The organism is Photobacterium arenosum, from assembly GCF_014841115.1.
GTDB lineage: Bacteria > Pseudomonadota > Gammaproteobacteria > Enterobacterales > Vibrionaceae > Photobacterium > Photobacterium arenosum.
The window spans coordinates 142974-168034 of the sequence record NZ_JACYTP010000002.1 but is presented as its reverse complement, the minus strand read 5'-3'; the positions used below and the strand labels follow the sequence as shown (position 1 = coordinate 168034).

Below are 25061 nucleotides of genomic sequence, written 5' to 3'. Positions count from 1 at the left end.
TGGTCTTTCCATCAGCACCTTCACACAAGGTGCCAGCCATAATTAAATAATGATCAGCTGGCCTTCAATGGCACCAGCCTGTTTCAGTGCCTGCAGAATCGCCATCAGATCGGAAGGCGCAGCCCCCACCTGATTGACCGCGCGTACCAGCTCATCCAGGGTGATCCCCGGATTGAACTTAAACATCCGGGAGTCTTCTTCCGTCACTTCAATCTGAGAGTCAGGTACCACCACAGTTTCGCCGCCGGAGAATGGATTGGGCTGGCTGACAGTAGGATTTTCCCGGATCGACACTGTCATGCCACCGTGGGTAATCGCTGCCGGTTTGAGCTTTACATGCTGCCCGACCACAATTGTCCCGGTACGGGAGTTCACGATAATTTTCGCCGCGCCTTCGGCTGGGTCGAATTCAAGATTTTCGATAGTCGACAGGAAAGCCACCCGCTGGCTCACATCTCGCGGCGCACGTACACGTACCGAAGTGGCATCAATGGGCGCGGCCATATCAGGGCCGAGAAACTGATTGATGGCATCTGACATACGTTGCGCTGTGGTGAAATCAGATTCAAACAGGTTAAAAGTCAGATGATCGCCGCGGCTGAACGGGTTAGGGACTTCCTGCTCGACAATCGCGCCGTTTGCAATGCGGCCGACCGTCGGGTTATTGCCCACCAGCTTAGAACCGTCCAGACCTTCGGCACTGAAGCCGCCAACCACCAGGCTGCCCTGCGCCACCGCATAGACTTTACCGTCCAGGCCGCGCAGGAAAGTTTGAATCAAGGTGCCGCCGCGCAGGCTTTTCGCCGAGCCGATAGAAGAGACAGTGATATCAATATGCTGACCTTGCTTGGTGAAAGGCGGCAAGGTCGCGCTGACAGCTACAGCGGCCACATTCTTGGTTTTGGGTTTGGTGCCTGCCGGCAACTGGATGCCGAAGTTTTGCAACATGGCATTGAAGCTCTGGTCGGTAAATGGCGTGGTTTCCCCGGTTCCCGGCAGACCAACAACCAGACCGTAACCTGACAACTGGTTACTCCGCACCCCGGCAACTTCAGAGACATCCTTAATTCGGGCGGCCTGCAAAGGGAAAGCCATCAACAGGGCGAGTCCTGCCCATAGCATTTGTCTGGTCACTGTCATACTCTCATCGTCGGGTGGCGGTTAAAGGGAAATACATGGCTTACAAACTGACGTTAAAGAACCGGGCCAGCCAGCCCTGCTCCTGTACATCCTGCCTGTCGCCGGTGCCGGAATACTGAATGCGGGCATTGGCAATCCGGGTCGATTCTATGGTGTTTTCCTGCGTGATGTCATCAGGACGAATCGTGCCGCTCAGCCGGATATACTCATCACCGCTGTTGAGTGTCAGCCACTTCTCGCCGCGCACCAGCAGATTACCGTTCGCCAATACGTCAACCACTTCGACTGAAATTGAGCCCTGAATGCTGTTGCTCTGGTCGGCTGAGGTACTGCCTGAAAAGGTATTGGAGTTATTGACATCGTAAGAGATGTCACGATCGCCAATCGTCAGCGGCTTGCCGCCGAGTGTCAGGGGGTCCATGGTAAGATCTGTCGACTTGTCGAGATCGGTACTGGCACTTTTATTCGCTTTGTTTTTCTCAGCCAGCATCACGGTCACAATATCACCGATCCCGCGCGGACGGGTATCATCATACATATCCTGCGCCAGCGCCTGGCTGAACAAAGAACCGGTCGCCGTGGCGTAATGGGCCGGTTTATCCTGCGGGCGAACACTGCTCCAGGCCGGGTCGCCGGCCTGCGGGTCATCACGACGACGTACAAGGTCAATCAAATCACCGCCCGATGAATCCTGATTCCCTTCTACGGCATCGACATTGGTCGTCGCCTGTGTCAGCTCATCCTGTTGTTCCGGCATCTGGACACAACCGGTCAGCGTCAGTATTAAAGCAGTCAACAACCAATTTTTCATCTTAGACCCCACTCTTAATTAAAGCTGCTGGTTCACATAGCTCAGCATCTGGTCAACGGTTGAAATCACTTTGGAGTTCATTTCGTACACGCGCTGAGCTTCAATCATATTGACCAGCTCTTCAGTCACGTTCACGTTGGACGTTTCCAGCATTGACTGGCGGATCTGGCCAAACCCTTCCAGACCTGGCACGCCTTCCTGCGGATCGCCGCTCGCACCGGTTGGCAGGAACAGGTTCTGACCGATAGGCTCCATACCGCCCGGGTTGATAAAATCGACCGTGGTCAGCTGGCCCAGTACCAGGCTTTCCTGCTGGTTACGGATGCGGGCAGACACTTCACCGTCTGTACCGACAGTAATACTGACCGCATCTTCCGGCACGACAATTTCAGGCTGCAGCAAATAACCGCCACCTGAGGTCACCATCTGGCCTTCTTCATTGATAGTGAACTGACCATTCCGGGTGTAGCCTATGTTGCCGTCCGGCAGCAGGATCTGAAAGAAGCCATCGCCTTCAATCATCATGTCCATGGCGTTATTGGTGGTCTGGGTATTACCCTGAGTAAACACTTTTTGTGTTGCCACCACCTTTGAACCCGCCCCCAGCATCAGACCGGATGGCAAGGTCGTATCCTGAGTGGACTGACCGCCAGGCTGGTTGATGTTCTGATAAAACAGATCCTCGAACACTGCGCGGCTCTTTTTGAAGCCTATGGTCGAGGCGTTAGCCAGGTTATTCGAAATGGTCGAGATGTTTGTTTGCTGAGCGTCAAGACCGGTTTTACTGACCCATAATGCTGGATGCATGTGTTATTCCTTTCCTAATTAGCCCAAACGCAGCAGAGACGAGGACGCCTGGTCCATTTCCTCTGCGGTTTTCATTAACTTAACTTGCATTTCAAAATGACGCTGAAGATCTATCATGCTGGTCATTTCACCCACGGCATTCACGTTACTGCCCTCTAGCGCACCGCTCAGCAGAGTCACCTCAGCATCGGCATCAAATATCTGCGCGGGCACTTTGGATTTGAACAGGCCATCAACGTCTTTAAAAACTTCACTGTTGTCCGGCTTCACCATTTTAATGCGATCAACCACTTCCATCGCATCGGCCGGTGCGCCCTGAGGACGGACCGAAACAGTGCCATCCTTACCGATTTCAATTTTGCTGATTGGCAGAGGAATAAAAATCGGGCCGCCATTTTCACCGACCATCAGGCTGCCATTGCTGTTTTGCAGCAAGCCTGTCTGATCGATTTTCAGGTGACCGGCACGGGTATAGGCTTCCTGGCCGCTGGCATCCAATACCGCCAGCCAGCCGTTACCTTCTACGGCAACATCCAGATCCCGGCCTGTAGTCATCACTGCCCCCTGGGCAAAATCCTGCCCCGGCCTCTCTGTCATGGAAAACACACGGGACGGCATGCCTTCGCCAAACGCCTGCATACTCCGCGCCTGCTCTAAATCAGCGCGAAAGCCAGTCGTACGAACGTTAGCCAGGTTGTTGGCATGAAGCTGCAAGCCATACATATCTTGTTTAGCGCCGCTCATTGCCAGGTACAGTGCACGATCCATTTCGAGTCTCCCAATCAGTACTGCAGCTATAGAAGCAATATACGTACCACATTGGTAAATGGCTGAAAAACAGTCATGAAACAGCGAAAGATCAGGTAATTAGTGAGAGATGCTTGCCATAACGCAGATGGGAAACCAGCGAGGTGCCAAAGAAATGGCATCTGAAAGACAGGTGTCGGACAAACATTGCCGCCATCAGAGGCTCAGGCGGCAATGTCAGACGAGATGAGATTAACGAATTTGCAGTATGGTCTGCTGGAGACTGTTGTCCACTTCCAGGGCACGGGAGTTGGCCTGGAAATTACGCTGCGCGGTGATCAAATCCACCAGCTCCTGAGTCATATCAATGTTTGACTGCTCCAGCGTACCGCTTTTCACCGAACCAAACGCACCGAAGGTCGCCTCCCCCCAAACAGCAGCACCAGACTCCTGGCTTACCGCCCATTGAGTGCCGCCCTTAGACAGCAACCCCTGCTCATTCGGAACACGAACCATACCGACACGGCCAAGGGTAATGTTTTCCCCGTTACTGTAGGTTGCCACAATAGAGCCTTTGGCATCGACATCCACTTTGGCCAGATAACCTGTAGTGGCACCATTTTCACTGAACTTACGCACTTCAAACGGCGCCGCAAACTGAGTAGGGGCATCAAAGTTAAAGTTCAGCGTCTGTGAACCATCCGCACCGTTCATGCTCAGGCCAGCCGCACTGAAAGCTTCAGAAATCATCGGGTTACCGCCATTTACCTGGGCGACTGTTCCGTCGAAGTTAAAATCAACCAGTGCGCCGGTATGTCCCGCGACATTGGTTGCCTCACCGTCGGCAATGTCCAGCGGCTTCTCACCGTCGGCATCCGTCACGGTATAAAACGTCGCCCAGCGATTTGGCTGCGTATTGTCCTTCACATAATAACTGGTCATTTTGTAGGGCTGACCTAAGGAGTCATACATGGTGACAGAAGTGGATTTGTTATAGGTATCCTGGTCTTCAAAGTTAAACTGATTGATGTCTTTCGGGTCGCCGTTAGCAGGCAGGTTGACACCAATCTCGACCTGACTGGTGGCTTTCGGCTGACCAAATTGATCCGGCACTTTCAGTGCCTGTGGTTCATAAGAGACCACCTGATCCGTTTCCTGATCCACACCGTATCCCAATAAGAACTGATCTTCTGAGTTAACAATGTAATTATCTTTGTCCAGATGGAAAGCACCGTTACGGGTCAGGCTGTTATTGTTCGGCTCCAGACGCTGGTCTGATACGGCAAAAAAGCCGGTACCGGAAATACGCAGATCCATCGGGTTGTTGGTATAAATACTGGAACCTTCATGAAACTGCTGAGCAACCACAGAATTCTGGACACCACCACCTGTAGTGGTTTTGGTGTTGGAAAAAATAGAGTTTGAATACACATCACCAAATTCGGCCCGCGACTCTTTAAAGCCGTAGGTATTGGCGTTGGCAATGTTGTTACTTGTGGTGTTCAAATCTTTCTGGGCGGCGCCCAGTCCACTCAGTGCGACATTAAAGCCCATAGGTGACTCTCCTGAATTCTGTGTACAGCGTACTTATTGTTCACCAGCCACACCTTATTGATGTCGCTGGTGATTTATTAATGCGTCCGGCGTTATGCCTTGCCGACTTCCAGCACTTCAGCCAGCTTAATCGGGGACTCAAATCCAGCCAGATTCAGCATGACATTACCGTCACCATTGCCCAGCAGCACGCTGTTCACGTTGGCGTAAGTCGAAACGTCAAATTCTGAGTTCTTGCCGTCGGCCAGTCCGCTGACTTTCAGCTGATACTTACCGGCAGGCAACATATTGCCGCGGTCATCTTTACCGTCCCATGCCACGCGATGATCACCGGCAGGCTTAGAGCCTAAATCAAAGCTGCGTACCAGCTCGCCTGTCGCATTTTCAACCCGAACAATCAGGTTATTAAGCGATTGCGGCAACTTAACCATTCCCGCGACACCACCTTCGGCAGATTTCGAGCCGGTTGGATTCGGAACCAGCACATCGCGGCCGACCAGAGAAGATGCCTGCAGGGCCTGATTGGATGTCATGGCAGCATTCAGGCCACCAAACTGTTCGTTCATCTTGCTGATGCCGTCAACTGTGGCAAACGACGCCATCTGCGCAATCATCTGATCATTACCAACAGGTTTGAACGGATCTTGCTGCGACATCTGCTTGGTCAGCAATGACAGAAAATCTTCCTGCTTAAGCTCTTGTTGTCCAGTTACTTTCTGCTCAGACTGCAGTTTTTTCTCCTGCATGCTCTTAAGCTGGTCAATATAGGACAAAGGGCTTTGACCTGTGCCTTTAATACCGGTCATGTCAGTTACTCCCTACCCTTATTTGCCCATCTGCAGTGTTCGCATCAGCATCTGCTTACTGGCATCTGCGACCTGAACATTGCTTTGATAGGAACGTGAAGCCGAGATCATGTTCGCCATCTCTTCCATCACGTTAACGTTCGGTTTATAGATATAGCCTTCGGCATTGGCCAAAGGGTGTGCCGGGTTATATTCCGCCGTCAAAGGCTTCTGGCTTTCGACAATGGCTTTCACCCTTACAGGAACACTTTCTTCACGCTGGTAGCTGGCACTTTGCAGCGCCGCCTCGAACACAGGGTGACGCGCCTTGTACGTTTGTGCCGCAGAGCTGCTGACGGTGTTGGCATTCGCCATGTTACTGGCCGTGGTGTTCAGACGTACGGATTCCGCACTCATTGCCGAACCGGTGACATTAAAAACGTTAAACAAACTCATTTATTAATCCCCTTTTAATGCCTTGCTCAGATTACTGAATTTCGAGCCCAGAAAATCCAGCGATGCCTGATACTCCAGCGCGTTTTGCATAAACAGGTTTTGCTCCAACTGAGCATCGACCGTGTTGCCATCACCGGTATCCGGCTGATCGGGCACACGGTACTTCTGTTCACCCATGACTTTGGTGGAGGCAGCAATATGCCGCTCATTGGTACGGCTGAGGCCAACTTTTGCCTCTGATGTTGCCGCATTCAGCGCGCGCTGAAAGTCCATGTCTTTTGCTTTATAACCGGGTGTATTGGCGTTAGCGATGTTACTGGCAAGGGTTTCAGCCCTTTTACCCCTGACACCAACTGTGTATTGGTGCACACCTAATGCTTTATCAAAAGAAATGGCCATCGTCTGCCTCCTGAATCACTTACTGATTTATCTGCAAAGGGCGTGCCAATATTGAAAATGGTGTGATAGCGGAACGAAAGGAGGCGATGCCGGCAGTCTTGCGGGGGCAAAGCACAAATGCAGGGATGCAAAAAAGGGTCCATTACGGACCCCTCTGTTCTAATACTTCTGTTCTCATGCATCAGTTCTAATGCGTCGGCTCGACTACGACGGCATCACTTCAGCTTGTAGATAATACCCGGGTTACAGCGGATCATCTCAAACCTGTCAGTCAGTCCGGTCAGAGACTCAGATGCGCCCAGCAGCAGGTAACCGCCTGGGTTCAGGCTGGCCGCCATTTGATTGAGCACTTTCGCTTTCATCTCTGGCGCAAAATAAATCAGGACATTGCGGCAGAAAATCACATCAAACTTACCGAGCAACGCGTAGCTGTCTTTCAGGTTTTGCGGACGAAAATTTACCATCTGCTTTACCTTGCTGCCAATTCGCATCCGCCCGTCGCCAATCGGTTCGAAAAACGCTTGCCGGCGCTCCGGGGACAGGCCACGGCCTAACGCCAGAGCGTCATACACACCCGTCCGGCACATATCCAGCATGGTTTGCGAAATATCTGTGGCAGTCACCTGAATACCCAGTGGCAACATACCAGGGCGGCGCTGCTGTGTTTCCAGGACTGTCATGGCAATGGAGTATGGCTCCTGGCCTGAAGAGCTTGCGGAAGACCAGATGCGTATCGGCCGCTTATTCGTGGCCAGTTCCGGCAGGATCTTGTCGGCCAGTACAGTATACGGATAGGTATCCCTGAACCACAGTGTCTCATTCGTTGTCATGGCATCAACTGCCGCGACCCGTAATTCACGGTTACGGCCACTGATCACAATCTGCAACAATTCAGAGAGCGACGCCAGACCAAAGCGGTTGACCAAAGGACTCAGGCGACTCCGAACCAGATACTGCTTGCTGTCGCCAAGAATGATACCGCATTGACCTTCCAAGAAACGGCAAAAATCTCGATATTCCTGGTCTTTAATTGTTATGGCTGTCATCTACTACTCTAACGTTAGTTTATTCAGGCATGGCCGCTTTAACTGCTGCGCCAAGTTCATCAGGATTAAACTTGGGAATAAACGCATTAGCACCGACTCTGTCTACCATGGCCTGATTAAATACCCCACTCAACGAGGTGTGCAGGATAACATGTAAATCTTTTAGTTTGGCATCATTTCTGATGGCCGCCGTCAGGGTATAACCGTCCATTTCAGGCATTTCGATATCAGAAATCACTAAATCAAGCTGATTATAGATACTATCTTCTGTTGCCATTTCACGGAGCTTGTTGAGGGCTTCTTTACCATCCTTCACCAGAATGCACTCGCAACCGATTGATTCAATTGCCCTTTGCACCTGTTTACGCGCCACACTGGAGTCATCAGCCACCAGTACGCGGCGAGTGACCGGATTGTCACGAATCATCTCATCCCGCAATGTCTGTGACACTTCCGTGTGCCTTGGAGAAATTTCATCCAGGATTTTTTCCACATCCAGAATTTCGACCAATTCACCATCAATTTCTGTCACCGCGGTCAGGTAGTTACCACTGCCTGCACCTTTAGGAGGCGGAAGAATGTCTTCCCAGTTCATATTAATGATTCGCTCAACAGCAGACACCAAAAAACCCTGCACAGAGCGATTAAACTCGGAGATGATCACAAAACAATTTTCTGTGCTCTCAATCGGACGTCCGCCAGTTGCCAGGCTCATGTCAATCACAGAAATGGTCTGACCACGAATATGGGCTATCCCTTTCACCAGCGGATGAAGATTCGGCATGGCTGTGAGCTTAGGGCACTGCAGTACCTCTTTGACCTTGAAGACATTAATGCCGTAGCGCTGGCGGCGGTTCAGCTTGAAGGTCAGCAACTCGAGACGGTTTTGTCCCACAAGCTGAGTGCGCTGGTTCACAGAATCCAATATCCCCGACATATAACGTGACTCCAAAGTTGTCGAAATGAATTGTTGTAAAAATAGACAATCTTGAAGGATCAACGGGTAATCCGAGTCAAAATCCCCTATCATGGGGCAATTGTAGCCCCAGAAAGCGACATAAAAAGAGCGAAAAGCGTGACAGGAAGAACACAATTTACACTCTGTTTAATCTTTATCGGCATACTGTGCGGTTTCTTAAGCATGAATGCAATTGCTGCTAGCGATAATATGCTCAGTAATGTGCGCGAGGCAGCAGCGGATCACATCAGAAGCCTGGTGGACAAACCAGAGCGCGGAGAATTGGACATTACAGCCTCCGAGCTGGATAACCGGTTACGCATTGGTGATTGCCAAGACGCACTTGATACGTCTGTGCCGGGTAAGCAGTCTCTGACCGGCAATGTCACCGTTCTGGTCAGCTGCCCTTCAACAAATTGGCAGGTTTACGTACCGGTGCAGGTTTCCCTCTTGCTGCCCAGAGTCGTTGCCGCAAGACCACTGGCCCGCGGCGCAGTCATTGCCGACTCAGACTTGCAGGTACGTCAGGTTGAGAGTCGTTATCAGAGAGGCATAGTGTTCGAATACCCTGAGCAAATCATCGGCTCGACAGTAAAACGTAATATCAACATGGGTGAGGCTGTGCTGGGTAATGATATCTGCCTGGTATGCCGTAACGATTCCGTGCTGATCAGAGCAGGCCAGAGTGGCCTGAACATAGTAACTAAGGGGACAGCGCTCTCCGATGGCTCTCTGGGTGAAGACATACGGGTGCAGAACAATAAATCACGCCGCATTATCAATGCGACCATTACCGCAGTTGGTGAAGTCACAGTGAAGTACTGAACGAAAAAAATGCTAAAGTTAGTCATAGCCTTGCCGATAGCAGGGCATCAACGATGAATATCTGTTAAAGGCAACACGATTATGGCAAGTATTGATTCCCTGCGTAGTGGTCAGCTGTTAAGCAACCTGCGCAACAGTAGCAGTACGAACAACACACAAGGCAGGACCGAGGCCAGAGAAGAGTCTGGTCACACGCCTCGGGATGCGGTCTCACTGAGCTCGCAGGCACGTGCGGTCGGGCAAATTCATCAGCAACTGGCTGCTGAACCGAGCTTTGATCGCAACAAGGTCGAGTCGATTAAAAATGCCATCAGCAATGGTTCCTACCAGGTTGATGCGGATCGGCTGGCCAGCAATATGCTGCGATTTGAGGACGAATTACGCGGGCTCTGATATTATCCATAGCTTGCAGATTCAGCGCCGGAGTGCAGAAACATGTCGCCAACCATAGAACAATTACTTGCCCAGCAACATGCCACGCTTGAGGCTCTGTTACGCCTGCTAGAGCAGGAAAGGGCGTCAATTGTGAACCGTGAGGCTGGCGACATTACCCGGCATGCCAGTGACAAAAAATCACTGGTCGATAAAATCCAGCTTCAGGATCAGCAAATCGCCCGACATTCGCAAAGCAGTCAGTTGAAAGAAAATCCTGAGCTTACCCGTCAGGTGGAAGCCATCCAGGCGCTGGTTGACGAATGCCGAAGCCAGAACGAGATTAACGGTGCCGCTTTGCAGCGTGCGCAGCTCAGTTTCCACAAACTTAACAATCTGTTCCAGCAGAGCCTGGGTCATCACCAGACATACAACAAAGAAGGTGTTGCACAGAATCTGCGTTCCTTAGGCACGAACCTGAAAGCCTGAATCCCCCGCCCATTACCCGTCAGTTATTTGACACTGATGTGCTCTATGTCTGTCTCTGTGCAAAAACGTTATAAATCAAGGCCGAACTGGTAGCATTCAAACTGTTCATTCCCATCTCGTAGTCACTCTCAGCCAGAATGGCTTGCAAGGCTATCTGTTTGGCATTCGGGTGTCAGAATTACGTCAGCTAATGAAACCACTCAAAAATTTCATTGGATATTGACTTGAATCACATTTACCATTGCGCCCAATACCTTATCCCTATTCACTAAGAGTCTGATTTTCATGCTATTAACCATTTTATATATTGTCGGGATCACCGCAGAAGCGATGACAGGCGCTCTGGCTGCCGGCAAGCGCCACATGGACTGGTTTGGTGTGATGCTGGTTGCCAGTGCAACAGCCATAGGCGGCGGGACGGTTCGGGACATACTCTTGGGTCATTATCCCCTGAACTGGATTGCCAACCCGCAGTATCTGCTTATCACGTGCCTGGCGGGGTTAGCCACCACCTGGATTGCGCCTCTGGTGGTTCGCTTTCATAAAATATTCGTTATTTTAGATGCATTAGGTCTGATCGTATTCAGCATCTTGGGCTGCCGGGTTGCTATGAACATGGGGCAACCTGTGATCATCTGTCTGGTTGCCGCCGTGGTAACGGGTGTATTTGGTGGTTTGCTTCGGGATCTGATCTGCCGTCGCACGCCATTAGTGCTTCACAAAGAGCTGTACGCTTCGGTCGCATTTATTGCTGCCGGACTCTACATGGCCCAGCTTCACTTTGGTGTGTCGGAGAACATTGCGATAGGGGTCACACTGGTGACAGGGTTTCTGCTGCGCCTTGCCGCGATTCGTTTCAGCTGGCAACTTCCCGTTTTTCGGATAGATGAGTCAGCAGACAAGCCGAAAGAAGAAGCAAAGAGTTAGAGACAAAGACAAGGCGGCAACCTGACTGGCATAAAGTTGCCGCCTTGCCTGACGAAAGCGTATTTAGAACATCACTTCCTGATTCGCAGGTACATGATAGACCTCACCCTGCTGCTTCATTCGCTCCATTTTATTTAAATCGAGCTGCATTTCAGTCACATAACTATCGCCTACCGGGTAGCTGCGGATCACTTCTGCTCCGCGAATCACGCCGTCCACCGCGCCATCGGTCTCTTCTGAATCAAGTTGCTGATCTGTCAGTCCCGTCCTGGCACTGATACGCATGCCATAGACCTGCTCGGTCAGCTCACGGTAAGCATCCACTTTCGAAGCCCGCATCGCACGAAGGCGTTTTTCTTCAAGGGTTTGACCGCGTTGCTCGCTGATTGAAGCGTAGCCAACCGCTGTCAGCAAGTTGATATCGCGAAATTCTGTTAACGGCTGGCAACCAGACAGGGTAATCAGCAAAACAGCCATCCACCAAAACCGCATAGTGACTCCTAAGGTTTTAAAATAATTGAATTGTTCTCAAATTTTGTTGCTTCTGAGCGAATCAGAACACCGTTTTCCAGACGCATTTTATTGAGTGTATCCAAATCGCGTCCGATCCGGTCTTCCGGCAGGAATCCCTGGGCGCTGGCGATCACGACGCGGGAGCGCATACCAATCACACGTGCATTGATCAACACCCCGCCACCCTGGCGCAGCATTGTCCCGGTCAGTACATAGTCCACCGGTTGTTCAGCAGCCAGTTCCTTCCAGTTACGGCTCAGGGAAAAATCCCCTTCCGCTGTCACACGTATCGCACCGGTTGCCTTGTAATCCACCACAGTGTATCCCAATTGCTGCATGTGATACATGAAGCCTTCAGAAACGGCATTACCCAGCCAGTTTGTTTCATTCATCTGCTGCATATCAACAAATGAAGTCACGGCCAGCGGTGTTTTCGCTGTCAGGTACTGATTCGAATCGACCAACTGCTTGGTCAGACCTTCAATAAAAAAGTCCATGGTATGGCGAGGCGTTTCCGCCAGCAGAAAATTGCTGCCCGTATAGCTCTCTTTACCATTATAAATTGGTGAGTATGCACATGATGCTGTCAGCAGCGACAACAGCAAGATGGTCAATTTTTTCATTCTACCCTGCTCCGGAAGAAACGAGACAATGGCTTTTTATCGTCCGCTATCTCGAAAACTTTACGACTTTTCATTGCCTCGCTCCCAATTCGAAATTTTGGGAACACTCTTTGCATGCATCAGCTAGCGACTCAGGATGTTGGCACAGCAAAAAGCTGATAGGCTAATCAGCATGAATCCATGGTGATTCAACCTGAACGACACACAAAACTTAGCAATTATCGTACCGAAATCGCCCCCGAGATTGGAAAACCTATGAAAAAGACGCTCAGGAAAGCCCTTTGGGGTCTGGGAATGCTCACTGCTTTACCACTACAGGCCGCCTGGTTTGAAGTGACTGGCCAGGCTATCTTGCTGGAAAGTAAAACATCGGCCCGAACCAATGCGATTGAAGACGCTGTCTACCGCGCCATGTACTATTCAGGGGCTGATTTTTCCAGCTTTGCGCAAATGAAGCCTTACTTTCAGGAAGACAGGCAGGATTATCAGTTCAATGGCACCGAAGTTCGCCACGTGCAGATCAGCAAGGCGTTTACCAAGGACGGCAATTACTATGTCACCGCCAGGGTTGATATCTACCCGTCGGCAAAAAGTTGCCACAACATCCAGTACAAGAAAGGCCTGCTGATCAGTGATTTCTCGCTCAGTGTTCCTCAACAAGCGGCGCTGGGGGGCATTTACCAAATCGGCAAAGATTTTACCCAGTTACTTAAGCGGCAGATTGGTAAGCAATCGCAGAGCTTTGTTGTGACAGGCACCAGTGAGATCCCTCTCCAGCCAGGTAATCCCGACGCTATGATGATGCTGGCGGAAGATTATGATGCACAATATATTATCAGCGGACAGGTGACGGATCTGACCTCCACGCTTGATCAAAGCCTGCTATCTGATGACAAAATTAACAGACAGTTTTCCGTAGAAACCATGGTGATCAACGGCAAAACGGGGGAAATTCTGTCCCAGCGGAAATACCGGGAAGTAGCAGAATGGCCGTTTTCCCGCATCAGCCAGGTAGATACTCAAAGCGCCCGCTTCTGGGTATCACCTTATGGTGCTGCGCTGCAACGTTTAAGCCGGAATATCATGCTGGACATGGAATCGTCTCTGGCCTGCCGGGCCAGTCTGCCTGAAGTCATTAATGCACATGGCAATCAGGTACAGATCAATGTCGGCAGAGTCCATGGCGTAAAACAGGGTGATGAATTAAAGCTCTGGCATACCGCCGGGTTCATCGACCAGTACGGTATTTCCCGTAACCGGATGGTTGAAACCAGCATGACGCTGGTTGTCGACCGCGTCTATGAAACTTCCGCGGAAGGCAGTGTGCAACAAAGCGATTTAGCTGCCAGTATCCAACCTGGCGATTTACTGACCAAGCAACCAGATCGCAGATACTAATTACTTAATAATTCATCACTTTTGGGTATAATGGCCTTTCTGCATTTTCAGAAAGGCTCCCTTAGCTCAGCAGGATAGAGCGTCCCCCTCCTAAGGGGAAGGCCGCAGGTTCGACTCCTGCAGGGAGCGCCATTCCCCAAACGTTACACGCTTCTACTCTCTTCTTTGCTTCCTTCTGTCTCACTGATGAGATAAGACACGGCTTTTTCGTGCTCAAAGTGAAATTATTCACCGCTCGGCCACTCTATTTGCATGACAAGATTCTGACTCTTTTTAATAATTGAAAAATATGATCTTGTTCTAGTCTAATAGTGATAAAGACCAAGTGATAAAAGAAAACCAGAGAATATGTCCATAACATTCTCTTTTCACCTATCACTTTGTGCCGCCACAAAAGGAGAGAGCTATGAAAAAGTTCGCAATGTTCGTAACAGCCGCACTGATGGCGTTAAGCTTTAATGCGTTGGCTTATACATTGTCCGGAACACCAACTCAAATCCCACAAGATGCCATGCAATACTGTGCTGGCGCACAAAACTTTTGGGTTTGCGTAGATACATTTGAAAGACAAAACAAATAGCGCTCCACCCAAAGAAAAAGCGGAGGCACTGGCCTCCGCTTTTCATCTTCAAAACTTTATCTGTACTCAGCCACTCAATGACAGTGGTGATTAAGCATTCGCTTCGCGCTGTGCGATATAGTCGAGAGCCATTTGAATACGTGAAACAACACGCTCTTTACCGATCAAATGCATTACAGCGTCCACCGATGGTGATTGTCCCTGACCCGTTACCGCTACACGCAGCGGCATGCCGACTTTGCCCATCCCCAGCTCCAGCTCCTCACAGGTTTGCTGAATCAGTTGATGTAATGCTTCAGTATTCCAGCTATCCAAGGCTTGCGCTTTGGCTTTCGCCAGTTCCAGTGCCTCTTTAGCCACCGGACGTAAGTGCTTTTTCGCCGCGGCTTCATCAAATGCGGAGAAATCCTGATAGAAATAGCGAGACTGAGCAGCAAGCTCAACCAGGGTATCGCAACGCTCAGCCAGCAGTTGAATCACGTCTGTAACAGCCGGGCCATTACTGGTAGCAATAGCCTGATGGTCCAGGTGCCATTGCAGATGCTTAGCCACGTATTCAGGCTCGCAGGTTTTGATGTAATGATTATTCAGCCAGCGAAGTTTGTCTGTGTTAAATGCAGATGCAGACTTGCTGATGTCGTCCAGACTGAAAAACTCAATCATTTCTTCCTGAGAGAAAATTTCCTGATCGCCATGTGACCATCCCAGCCGAACCAGATAGTTTAGCAACGCTTCAGGCAGATAACCGTCATCACGGTATTGCATCACGCTTACCGCACCATGACGCTTAGACAATTTGGCACCGTCATCACCCAGGATCATTGCACAATGTGCGAACTCAGGTACTGGCGCACCTAAGGCTTTGTAGATGTTGATCTGACGAGGCGTATTGTTGATATGATCTTCGCCACGTACCACGTGCGTGATCTGCATATCCCAATCATCAACCACTACGCAGAAGTTATACGTCGGGCTGCCATCAGTTCGACGGATAATCAAATCATCCATTTCACTGTTGCTGATTTCGATACGACCACGGATATGATCATCAAAAACAACGCTTCCTTCTTTCGGATTACGGAAACGAATCACAAACGGAGAGTCTGCAGTTGCCGCCGCATTGGCTGCAATAATACGAGGGTGACAGGCATCGTAACGGGGCTTCAGACCAGCAGCCATTTGCTCTTCACGAATTTCATCCAACAGCTCTTTTGAGCAATAGCACTTATACGCTTTATCTTCAGCCAGCAGTTGATCAACCAGCTGGTTATAACGGTCAAAACGCTTGGTTTGATAATATGGACCTTCATCCCAGTTCAGGCCCAGCCACTCCATACCTTCCATGATCGCATCAATAGCTTCCTGGGTGGAACGTTCGATATCAGTATCTTCAATACGAAGTACAAATTCGCCACCAGTGTGTTTAGCGTATAGCCAGGAATACAGTGCCGTACGGGCACCGCCGACATGGAGGAAGCCTGTTGGACTTGGAGCAAAACGAGTTTTAACCGTCATGAAAAGACCTTCAATCTAAATGATTCAAACGATAAGTGAGCATTAGCGGCATTCTACCACTGACACGCCAATCCTCAACCTGCTATTCAGGCAAGAGATGAAAACCTGATGCAATCGAGCGTAGCGAGAGTGACCAGCTTCAGATTATACAAGTTTGCCAGTTTTACTGCTTTACCCCGCTCACAGCCTCAGTAAACTGTATTTTTACAAACCCTACTCAAAAACTCCCTTAGCGCTTGAGGAATGTGCCCAATGAAACTGAAAAAGTTACTCCTGTCATCTGCGCTGTTGGCTTTAGCTTCTCCGTCAATGGCGCAGGTAAATGTAGAACTGCCGAAAGGTGTCCATCTTCTGGTTGTCAATGGCCAGGATGCTGGTTATTCCTCACTTGGTTTTAATCATCAGCCTGTTTTGGAATTGCCTGACGGACAAAACCAGGTCGTTTTTCGCATTGGAAAAATTGTCATGGAATCGGGCAGTCTGAAGACAAAATACGACTCAGTCCCTATTGTTGCACTTTTTGAAGCCACTGATACCAAACTGGAACTTAAGGTTCCACGTATTGATACCCTGGCACAAGGCCAGCAATACGATAAATCGCCAAGCTTCGACATACTTAATAACGGCAAACCTATTAATGTTAAGTCGGATACGCTGTCCGTTGGGTTTGATATCTCACCAAATTACGTCACATTGACCAAAGAGTACAACCAAACCCAAAGTGTTGCTTCGTTACACAATGCGCCACAATCGCAGCCAGGTACAACCAATACAGCACAAGTGCCCAATCATCCTGATGTCGATAACATGCTGAAATACTGGTTTGAACAAGCCAGCCCTGAGAGCAGAAAAGCATTTCTGAGCTGGGCAATCAGCAACATGGATAAATAAGCCTGATCCGCTGAAACGAAAAAAAATCACCGCCGCCATTGGCGGCGGTTTTGTGTTAGCAATAAAAAAAGCACCTTTAAAGGTGCTTTTGAAATCCCAGTCCAACGCTGACATTGCTTGCCTTAACATTGCTGTTTTAAACGGCTTATCTAAACAATGATTGCCCAACCCAGCTAAGCAAAAGGACCGGCCTTCAAGGCCGGCCAAAATGAAATAAGGCAGTAGCAGTTGAGCAATTAGAAGTAGTATTCTACTCCCCATCCCCAACCGAACTCAGCGTCTGAGTCGTCTTTCGAGATCATGTATGGACGAACATACGTCAGCGCAGAGTCATCCAGGAAGTACAGCGCCTGAGCAGAAACGATGTAATCTTCCGTACCTGAAACTGAGTTACCTTTAGCATCAGCTTCCAGGTTAGCGGCATAGTTGGCTTTAAACTGCCAGTTCGCCACACCGTTGTACACTGCACCAACAGAATAGCTGTTTTGGTCGATATCCAAATCAGTCACACTGATGTCAGTTCCATCAACAGTAAGGGTTGTATCTGCGTAATCGGCTTTTTCGTTTTTGAACGCACCGTACAGACCAAAATCACCCAGGTTCAGTTCGAAACCAAGCAGATAAGCATTGGTGTCAGAGAGTGTGTCACCTTCTACATCGGAATAAGTTGGTTTGTTACCTGGCTGCTGAGCTAAGTACGCATCATAGAATACGGAAGATGCACTTACTTTACGGTCGAAACCAGCTTCATAGCCAGCATGCAGAGTAAACATACCCGTTGAATAATGTGCACCAACGCCGTAGAAGTTAGAGTCTTTATTGCCTTCATCGCCACGACCAGCCGCTACGTTAAAGGTAAAGCCGCTGTAGTTGCCTGAGTCATAACGCACCATATTAGATTGACGATCGTAACGTGCACCGCCAACGACATCGCCGCCCCAGTCAAAAATAGCACCGGCACGCTGGCCTGAATACGGCCAGTCAATCATCTCATACAGAGGCGTCAGCATACGGCCCAAACGAACTTTACCGCCGTCATCAAAGCTCACACCCACGAAAGTATCACGCACACCCAGACCGGAGTTACCACCGTTATCACCGACGTCACCGCCTTCCAGCTGCCAGATCAAATTTGGACCGCGGGCCAGATCTTTTGAGCCACGCAGGCCGAAACGGGATTCGTTTTCAACTTTCAGCGGTGCATCACCACCACCGATTTTATCTTCGCCGAATTGCCATACAGAGACAGCAATCTGACCGTAAAGATCAACAGAGTCTGTTGCTGGTGCTGCTTGTGCTGATGCAGCCATAGTTGCAGCTGCTGCAACCGCAATTCCTAATACCGAACGCTTGAACACATTTTCCATGGAAAACTCCTAAAAAACTAGCTGTATACCTGCGTCAAAATGGTTGGCCGCCGTTGACGTCAGGTGATTCTCCCCAATATGTCAGTCAAACTTATAGTGAGTTTGCATTTCCATATTTTTGTTTGGTTGAGAACTTTATAAGTTCACAGCTAAGACTACTTTCGCAGCGCAAAACATCAATCAGAAGTTAATTTGTCGTTAAAAAAATATGATTCAGCGCAAATTTATCCAGTAACAGTGATCCTAGTCATGAAACTGCAACAACACCAATAAACCCAAACAATAACCGATAAATAACAACTACTTATAAAAACAACCATCTCATTAATGAGATCTTGATAGTAGTTTTATGCATGTTGCAACAATCGTTTCACATAAATGTAAGATCTTACTTCTTATGCCATTTTTGTTAAATTTCCATTAATTTATTCTGATATCGCTATTAAAATGCTTTTCATCCGATCATAAAAAACATGATTCGAAAAAAGTTATTCACCAAACCAATAAATAAAAAGCCTGTCTCAGTCAGACAGGCTTTCATCTATTTTCACAGCTTAAATAAACAATCAGGATCCGAGTCTGGCCAGCAGTTCCGCTTCATCCCAGATTTCAATGCCCAGCTCTTGTGCTTTGGTCAGCTTGGAACCTGCCGCTTCTCCCGCAACCAGCAAATCCGTTTTCTTGGAAACGCTGCCTGTAACCTTGGCACCAAGCGCCTCTAATGCCTCTTTGGCACCGGAACGGCTGAGCTGGGAAAGTGTGCCGGTCAGCACCACCACCTTTCCGGCAAGAGGCAGTTCCGCATCATCAGCCGGCTTTTCAATATCTGGCCAGTAAACCCCTTGGTTTAACAAGTCAGAGATCACAGCCCGATTATGCTCTTCCTGGAAAAAATTATGCGTGTGGGCAGCAACTATTGCCCCGACATCAGGCACTTCAACAAGTTGCTCCGGCGTGGCGGCCATTACGGCTTCCAATGTGAAGAAATGTTTTGCCAGATTTGCAGCGGTCGCTTCACCCACTTCCCGAATCCCCAGTGAGTACAGAAAACGAGGCAGGGTGGTCTGTTTTGCCTTCTGGAATGCATCAACCAGCTTCTGGGCTGACTTTGGCCCCATGCGCTCAAGACCTGTCAGTATCCCGGCAGACAGCTTAAATAAATCGGCTGGCGTTTCGACCATTTCTTTGTCGACCAGTTGCTCAATGACCTTAGTACCGCAGCCATCCACATCCAGCGCCTTGCGTGATACAAAATGCTTTAAGGCTTCTGTACGCTGAGCCTGACAAATCAGACCGCCAGAGCAGCGTGTCACCGCCTCTCCTTCCACCCGCTCAAGTGCAGACTGGCAAACAGGACAGGTTTCCGGAAACACTATGGCCTGCGCATCATCAGGCCGGCGAGAGAGCACCACAGAGACAACTTGCGGAATGACATCGCCAGCACGGCGGATTACCACAGTATCGCCAATCATGACGCCCAGACGGGCAATTTCATCGGCATTGTGCAGCGTAGCGTTGCTCACTGTGACTCCACCAACCATGACAGGCTGCAATTTCGCCACAGGCGTAATTGCCCCGGTCCGGCCTACCTGGAACTCAACATTATTTAGCAGCGTCAGCTCTTCCTGTGCCGGGAACTTATACGCCACGGCCCATCTTGGCGCTCTGGCAACAAATCCCAGTTGCTGCTGATGACTGATACCATCAACCTTAATGACAACCCCGTCTATCTCATAACTCAGCGCCTGACGCTTTTCACCTATCCCCTGATAGAAGCCAATCACTTCACTCAGGTTATGCAGCAACCGTGTTTCAGGGCACATTGGCAGGCCCCACTCTTTTAACTGACATAAGCGCTCATACTGGCTGCCTGCCAGCTCCGTGCCTTCAACAACGCCAACTGAATAGGCATAAAAGCTCAAAGGCCGGGTCGCTGTGATGCGCGGATCCAGCTGGCGCAGGCTGCCTGCAGCCGCATTACGCGGATTCGCGAACACTTTCTCACCTTTTTTTGCTGCCCGGGCGTTCAGATCTTCAAAGCCTTTTTTCGGCATAAAGACTTCACCACGCACCTCTAGTCGCACCGGCCAGTCGCTGCCGCGTAATTTCAATGGAATGGCGCGAATGGTTTTAACATTGGCGGTAATGTTCTCGCCCGTGGTGCCATCGCCACGCGTAGCGGCCTGAACCAGTACGCCGTTTTCATACATCAGGCTGACGGCCAGGCCATCCAGTTTGGGTTCACAGCAATAAGACACTGCAGCTGTTGCTGCCAGACGCTCTCGGATTCGGCGGTCGAAGCTCTGCAATTCTTCGTCAGAAAATGCATTATCCAGCGACAGCATAGGCAATTCATGATTGATCTGGGTAAAAGCCGCCAAAGGCTCACCGCCAACACGCTGGCTGGGTGAGTCAGTCGTAATCAGTTCAGGATGCGCAGCTTCCAACGCCAGTAATTCTTGCATTAACCGATCATACTCAGCGTCCGGAACCTCAGGGTTATCCAGAACGTAATACCGGTAGCCATGATAAGCAAGCTGCTCACGCAGGGAGATCAGCCTGGCTTGGATGTCTGTCATTTTTCTTTTCCTACATCAATTCTTATCGCTATCACTAGCGGGGATCAGGACGGCATTGTTTGCGGCGGTAGCACCTGAGTGCAATGGGCCATCACTCACCTTTATTAGTCATATTGCCGATTCCTGAACACTAAAACACAGGGCCCCTAACCGGGGCCCTGTTATTGATAAATTCTGGGCAATATTCACACCTGTTACAGGTATTTTTTCGCTTTTTCCCGGTAACCTTTCAAGCGCTGTGGCGTAATCAGATTACGCTCGTGATCCAAAATATCAGCGCCCATCTCATCCGCAATACGTTGTACGGTTTGCAGCATCAGATTGAAATTGTCATCGGCACGGCCGTGGCAAGGCAGCATCAGATAAAAAGCAATGCCAGGTGTAGCAAACTCATCCAATTGATCTTGCGGGAAGTACCCTGGGCTGACCATGTTCGCGACAGTAAATAGCACAGGCTCGGTACCTGCCAGATCAACATGGCGATGATAAACCGAGTTTTCACCATAAATCAGATGATGCCGTTCCAGGCACTGGAACAACTTCACACCCGTCAGCATTTCACCACCGCGGGCATGAACATTCAGAACCAGGAAATCAGGCTCAGGCGGCGGCTCTTCAGCTTGTACTTTTTGCGCCACAGCTATGTCAGCTTCTGACTGTTGTGAAAGCGCTTCACCCTGTTCGGCAGCAGATGATGTGTGCTCCGGTGCATAATCTGAACCTGAGTCTGAAACCTCACCCGACACAGTGAATGACGGTTCTGAATCCTGAGCCTGTGCATGGTCGTGAATGGTTTCCGGCACTGACTGCCAGACGGTTTCCGGTGCTGGGTCTTTCGTCGGTACCGATTCCTGTACCAAAGCCTGAGTCGACTCTTGAACAGATCCCTGAACAGATTCCTGAACAGTTTCCTGAACAGTTTCCTGAACAGTTTTCCTTGGCGGTTCGGTTGGCGTTACCGGATGAGATTCTACTTTAGTCGCCGAATTGGATGAGGCCGGCTTGCGTTCTTGATCAACAGGATCGGCGGCGGCACTGAACAAAGGATCGATCTCCAGTTCGTCACCGAAATGCAGCTCAGGCTCTCTTCGCTCGGCCCGCTTTGCTGCTCCTTCCGGAACCGGGCTACCGGCAACAACCCTGACAGAACCTATTCCGTCCTGATCAAAGCCTTCATTATCTTTTTCCTTACCCTCTGCCAGTCGGCCAATGGGCTTCTCGCCGAACTTGGCGGGTTTGTCCTTCCGGCTTGACCACAATCCGTGCAACAGAAGCGCTGAAATAGCCAGCACTCCCACAATAATTAGAACCAGACGCAATTCCTGCATTATGAATACTCTGAATAACTTGTTTACCTGACAAAGACGGCCTGAAGCAGTGAATCCATTCAGTCTGAATACGATTGCTGTTCAGACGCAGACCAACTTAGCGAGTCACACCTGAGATTTTTTGTTGAACTAAACAGCCTATCTCATGAAGGTATTATCCTTAATGTATCAAAACTCAAATCCGAAAGAGAAGTTCAATGTTGTGATTGATGTCATATAGTGCATTTGAGCACAATTTTCCGCCAAACTGCTGGCAAATTTGACTTAAGAGACTATACGCCCCAATTGATTAGTCGTTATAGATACCGTTACTATGCCTGCATCCATATCCTGACGCCTTATATTGGCATTGCAACAGGAAATCCAGTAGGAGACCAACGATGTCTAAAGCGACATACAACACCACACCCATTGGCGGGGCAGGTTATTTTTTTCGCGGCGTTTCTCTGGCGATGCAGCCAGGCACGCGTCGTTTTGTGATCATTCCACTATTAATCAATATCCTGCTTTTTGGTGCCGCATTCGGATACACACTGACTCAATTGGATGACTGGATTAACGGCTGGCTATCCAGCTTGCCCGGTTGGCTGGATTGGTTGTCTTATTTGCTGTGGCCTTTATTAGCCATCGCATTGCTGGTCATACTGTCCTATTTTTTCAGTACGATTGCCAATTGGATAGCCGCGCCGTTTAACGGACTGTTAGCCGAACACCTGGAAGCCAAGCTGACTGGGGAGGCGCCGCCTGACGCCGGAATCGGGGCAATCATCAAAGATCTCCCCCGTATCCTGCACCGTGAGTGGGTCAAGCTGAGGTATTACCTGCCCAAAGCCCTGGGCTTACTGATACTGCTATGGATTCCTATGGTGGGGCAGACACTTGGCCCGGTTTTGTGGTTTCTGTTCAGTGCCTGGATGATGACGATTCAGTATGTCGACTACCCTTTCGACAACCACAAGATCCCCTTCAATACCATGCGTGATGCCCTCAAAGAGCGCCGCGGCAAATCACTGAGCTTCGGCAGCCTTGTTATGCTGTGTACCATGACACCGATTCTGAACCTGTTTGTCATGCCTGTCGCCGTTTGCGGCGCAACAGCCATGTGGGTTGATCATTACCGACAGCCCATGCTCAACCGTCGTCAGTAAACCCTGCCTGAGAGGAGCTTTTGCTCCTCTCTTCTCTCGGCCTTCGCTCAGTCAATATGCTCTCAGTGTCACTACATATTACTCATAAGGAATAATAAAGCGGCACAGTTCACACCTTTTCTTATAACTCTAAGATATAACAATAAATTCCTTTCCAATGCGTGGTCAGCGATTATGCTTTGACTATCATTTGTTGATAACGTGTCACCAAGGAACGACAAGCATGAGTAAGATTTACGAAGATAATTCTCTGACAATTGGTAATACCCCATTGGTACGCCTGAACCGTGTCAGCAAAGGCAATGTTCTGGCAAAAATTGAATCACGCAACCCAAGCTTCAGCGTTAAATGCCGTATCGGTGCCAACATGATTTGGGATGCTGAAAAACGTGGCGTGCTGAAACAAGGTGTAGAGCTGGTTGAACCTACCAGTGGTAACACAGGTATTGCCCTTGCCTTTGTTGCCGCCGCCCGCGGTTACAAACTGACTCTGACGATGCCAGAGAGTATGAGTCTGGAGCGTCGTAAACTGCTCAAAGCACTCGGTGCCAACCTGGTTCTGACCGAAGCACCAAAAGGCATGAAAGGTGCGATTGAGAAAGCAGAAGAAATTGTCGCTTCTGATCCGGAAAAATACCTGCTGCTGCAGCAGTTTGATAACCCTGCTAACCCGCAAATTCACGAAAAGACCACAGGCCCGGAAATTTGGGATGCAACCGAAGGCGACATTGATGTGTTCGTTTCTGGTGTAGGTACCGGTGGTACTCTGACTGGTGTTAGCCGCTTTATCAAACAGCAGAAAGGTAAAGCCATCACCACGGTTGCCGTTGAGCCAAGCGAATCTCCCGTTATTACTCAGGCATTGAACGGTGAAGAGATCAAACCGGCTCCGCACAAAATTCAGGGTATCGGCGCAGGCTTCATCCCTGGCAACCTGGATCTGTCTCTGATTGATGAAGTAGAGCGTGTCAGCTCGGAAGATGCGATAGCTATGGCTCAGCGTCTGATGGAAGAAGAAGGCATTCTGGCAGGTATCTCTTCAGGTGCCGCTGTGGTTGCAGCAAACCGCCTTGCAGAGCGCCCGGAATTCGCTGGTAAAAACATTGTTGTAGTGCTACCAAGTTCAGGTGAGCGCTATCTCTCATCGGCATTGTTCGCTGGTATCTTTACAGAAAAAGAAACCCAACAGTGATCACAAAACTGCCATTTTTGATAAGCATTTGTTAAAGTCAAGCCCCTCAATAGGGGCTTTTTTATTGCTTTTTGACCTTAGCTTTAATATAAATCCGACCACGCTTTTATTTTCAGCATCGAAATAAAAGAGTGAAAATTGACCTGGTCGATGTTTGCCGGGTCACAAACCTCTTAGAATGGGTTTCAGACATAGACTAAATCAATGTAAGTGAATGTGAAATTAGAACCTAAATTAGCAAGCTTTCGCTATTGGGATTAAGCTTACTTTCAGTTACGTGATTATTACATAATACGATATTAAGAATCGGGGTGAAAAATGTATCAGAAGCAAGTTGAGATCACTGCAGAAAACGGCCTACACACTCGTCCTGCTGCGCAATTCGTTAAAGAAGCCAAAGGTTTTGACGCTGATATCACAGTGACTTCTAATGGTAAAAGCGCAAGTGCTAAAAGCCTGTTCAAACTGCAAACACTAGGCCTGGTTAAAGGCACTGTGGTCACCATTTCAGCTGAAGGTTCACAAGCTCAGGAAGCTGTTGATCACCTGGTTGCCCTGATGGACCAGCTGCACTAATCGGCCGCAGTACATTATTTCCCTAGTTGTTTGTT

The 25061-nt window shown here is 49.5% G+C and carries 26 protein-coding genes and 1 tRNA gene; 11 read left to right on the top strand and 16 right to left on the bottom strand.

The genetic code is table 11. From position 1 onward, the window contains the following. Positions 1-42: 42 nt before the first annotated feature. From IFO68_RS03975 to IFO68_RS03930, 10 genes are all read right to left on the bottom strand, one after another. Positions 43-1140, bottom strand: coding sequence for a flagellar basal body P-ring protein FlgI (locus IFO68_RS03975; protein ID WP_272872717.1), 1098 nt, complete (start codon positions 1138-1140; stop codon positions 43-45). Positions 1141-1180: 40 nt separating this feature from the next. Continuing rightward, the gene (gene flgH / locus IFO68_RS03970; RefSeq protein WP_192014689.1) at positions 1181-1951 is read right to left on the bottom strand and encodes a flagellar basal body L-ring protein FlgH; all 771 of its coding nucleotides are present in this window, start codon (positions 1949-1951) and stop codon (positions 1181-1183) included. 18 nt (positions 1952-1969) lie between these two features. Then, the gene (gene flgG, locus IFO68_RS03965; RefSeq protein WP_027253919.1) at positions 1970-2758 is read right to left on the bottom strand and encodes a flagellar basal-body rod protein FlgG; all 789 of its coding nucleotides are present in this window, start codon (positions 2756-2758) and stop codon (positions 1970-1972) included. Positions 2759-2776: 18 nt separating this feature from the next. Further along, positions 2777-3526: a flagellar basal-body rod protein FlgF gene (flgF, locus tag IFO68_RS03960; RefSeq protein ID WP_192014688.1), complete on the bottom strand. Its 750-nt coding sequence runs from the start codon at positions 3524-3526 to the stop codon at positions 2777-2779. Positions 3527-3757: 231 nt separating this feature from the next. Beyond that, the gene (flgE, locus tag IFO68_RS03955) at positions 3758-5059 is read right to left on the bottom strand and encodes a flagellar hook protein FlgE (protein ID WP_192014687.1); all 1302 of its coding nucleotides are present in this window, start codon (positions 5057-5059) and stop codon (positions 3758-3760) included. A 92-nt stretch (positions 5060-5151) separates the two neighbouring features. Beyond that, on the bottom strand, positions 5152-5865 hold the full coding sequence (locus IFO68_RS03950) for a flagellar hook assembly protein FlgD (protein ID WP_192014686.1): 714 nt from the start codon (positions 5863-5865) through the stop codon (positions 5152-5154). Between the two features lie 18 nt (positions 5866-5883). Further along, positions 5884-6300, bottom strand: coding sequence for a flagellar basal body rod protein FlgC (gene flgC, locus IFO68_RS03945; protein ID WP_027253915.1), 417 nt, complete (start codon positions 6298-6300; stop codon positions 5884-5886). A gap of 3 nt (positions 6301-6303) precedes the next feature. Continuing rightward, entirely contained in the window at positions 6304-6699 is a 396-nt protein-coding gene (gene flgB, locus IFO68_RS03940; protein WP_192014685.1) for a flagellar basal body rod protein FlgB, read from the bottom strand. A gap of 215 nt (positions 6700-6914) precedes the next feature. Beyond that, on the bottom strand, positions 6915-7745 hold the full coding sequence (locus tag IFO68_RS03935) for a CheR family methyltransferase (RefSeq protein ID WP_192014684.1): 831 nt from the start codon (positions 7743-7745) through the stop codon (positions 6915-6917). Between the two features lie 19 nt (positions 7746-7764). Then, entirely contained in the window at positions 7765-8682 is a 918-nt protein-coding gene (locus IFO68_RS03930; RefSeq protein WP_192014683.1) for a chemotaxis protein CheV, read from the bottom strand. Positions 8683-8820: 138 nt separating this feature from the next. Between IFO68_RS03930 and flgA the strand changes: the two genes are divergently transcribed. From flgA to IFO68_RS03910, 4 genes are all read left to right on the top strand, one after another. Further along, a complete protein-coding gene (flgA, locus tag IFO68_RS03925; protein WP_192014682.1) occupies positions 8821-9528 on the top strand; it encodes a flagellar basal body P-ring formation chaperone FlgA in 708 nt (235 codons plus the stop codon). An 81-nt stretch (positions 9529-9609) separates the two neighbouring features. Further along, positions 9610-9921 carry a flagellar biosynthesis anti-sigma factor FlgM gene (flgM, locus tag IFO68_RS03920; protein WP_120510251.1) on the top strand — a complete coding sequence of 104 codons (312 nt, stop codon included), beginning with the start codon at positions 9610-9612 and terminating at the stop codon, positions 9919-9921. A gap of 42 nt (positions 9922-9963) precedes the next feature. Then, positions 9964-10389: a flagella synthesis protein FlgN gene (locus IFO68_RS03915; RefSeq protein WP_192014681.1), complete on the top strand. Its 426-nt coding sequence runs from the start codon at positions 9964-9966 to the stop codon at positions 10387-10389. A gap of 285 nt (positions 10390-10674) precedes the next feature. Next, on the top strand, positions 10675-11316 hold the full coding sequence (locus tag IFO68_RS03910) for a trimeric intracellular cation channel family protein (protein WP_192014680.1): 642 nt from the start codon (positions 10675-10677) through the stop codon (positions 11314-11316). Positions 11317-11379: 63 nt separating this feature from the next. On the opposite strand, the gene IFO68_RS03905 is transcribed toward IFO68_RS03910, so the two are convergent. After that, entirely contained in the window at positions 11380-11808 is a 429-nt protein-coding gene (locus tag IFO68_RS03905; RefSeq protein WP_192014679.1) for an LPP20 family lipoprotein, read from the bottom strand. Positions 11809-11816: 8 nt separating this feature from the next. Next, the gene (locus tag IFO68_RS03900) at positions 11817-12452 is read right to left on the bottom strand and encodes a FlgO family outer membrane protein (protein ID WP_192014678.1); all 636 of its coding nucleotides are present in this window, start codon (positions 12450-12452) and stop codon (positions 11817-11819) included. Between the two features lie 255 nt (positions 12453-12707). On the opposite strand from IFO68_RS03900, the gene IFO68_RS03895 reads away from it, so the two are divergent. The 3 genes from IFO68_RS03895 (at position 12708) to IFO68_RS03885 (ending at position 14430) form a co-directional block, all read left to right on the top strand. Continuing rightward, positions 12708-13850: a flagella assembly protein FlgT gene (locus IFO68_RS03895; protein WP_192014677.1), complete on the top strand. Its 1143-nt coding sequence runs from the start codon at positions 12708-12710 to the stop codon at positions 13848-13850. Positions 13851-13905: 55 nt separating this feature from the next. Further along, positions 13906-13982, top strand: a tRNA-Arg gene (locus IFO68_RS03890). Between the two features lie 274 nt (positions 13983-14256). Beyond that, on the top strand, positions 14257-14430 hold the full coding sequence (locus IFO68_RS03885) for a hypothetical protein (RefSeq protein WP_162940893.1): 174 nt from the start codon (positions 14257-14259) through the stop codon (positions 14428-14430). Between the two features lie 90 nt (positions 14431-14520). Here the strand turns inward: IFO68_RS03885 and gltX are convergent, their stop codons facing one another. After that, positions 14521-15945, bottom strand: coding sequence for a glutamate--tRNA ligase (gene gltX / locus IFO68_RS03880; protein WP_192014676.1), 1425 nt, complete (start codon positions 15943-15945; stop codon positions 14521-14523). A 252-nt stretch (positions 15946-16197) separates the two neighbouring features. Between gltX and IFO68_RS03875 the strand changes: the two genes are divergently transcribed. Beyond that, positions 16198-16836 (top strand): YccT family protein, encoded by a 639-nt coding sequence (locus IFO68_RS03875; RefSeq protein ID WP_192014675.1) that lies wholly within the window; start codon positions 16198-16200, stop codon positions 16834-16836. A gap of 236 nt (positions 16837-17072) precedes the next feature. Here the strand turns inward: IFO68_RS03875 and IFO68_RS03870 are convergent, their stop codons facing one another. The 3 genes from IFO68_RS03870 to zipA form a co-directional block, all read right to left on the bottom strand. Continuing rightward, complete coding sequence (locus IFO68_RS03870) at positions 17073-18203, bottom strand: porin (RefSeq protein WP_192014674.1); 1131 nt, start codon at positions 18201-18203, stop codon at positions 17073-17075. 566 nt (positions 18204-18769) lie between these two features. After that, a complete protein-coding gene (gene ligA, locus IFO68_RS03865) occupies positions 18770-20782 on the bottom strand; it encodes an NAD-dependent DNA ligase LigA (RefSeq protein WP_192014673.1) in 2013 nt (670 codons plus the stop codon). A 194-nt stretch (positions 20783-20976) separates the two neighbouring features. Beyond that, positions 20977-22110: a cell division protein ZipA gene (gene zipA / locus IFO68_RS03860; RefSeq protein ID WP_192014672.1), complete on the bottom strand. Its 1134-nt coding sequence runs from the start codon at positions 22108-22110 to the stop codon at positions 20977-20979. A gap of 380 nt (positions 22111-22490) precedes the next feature. Between zipA and cysZ the strand changes: the two genes are divergently transcribed. The 3 genes from cysZ (at position 22491) to IFO68_RS03845 (ending at position 25026) form a co-directional block, all read left to right on the top strand. After that, the gene (gene cysZ / locus IFO68_RS03855; protein WP_192014671.1) at positions 22491-23258 is read left to right on the top strand and encodes a sulfate transporter CysZ; all 768 of its coding nucleotides are present in this window, start codon (positions 22491-22493) and stop codon (positions 23256-23258) included. Positions 23259-23481: 223 nt separating this feature from the next. Continuing rightward, positions 23482-24450 (top strand): cysteine synthase A, encoded by a 969-nt coding sequence (gene cysK, locus IFO68_RS03850; RefSeq protein WP_027253898.1) that lies wholly within the window; start codon positions 23482-23484, stop codon positions 24448-24450. A gap of 318 nt (positions 24451-24768) precedes the next feature. Continuing rightward, positions 24769-25026, top strand: a complete 258-nt coding sequence (locus IFO68_RS03845; RefSeq protein ID WP_027253897.1) for an HPr family phosphocarrier protein — start codon at positions 24769-24771, stop codon at positions 25024-25026. Positions 25027-25061: the final 35 nt, after the last annotated feature.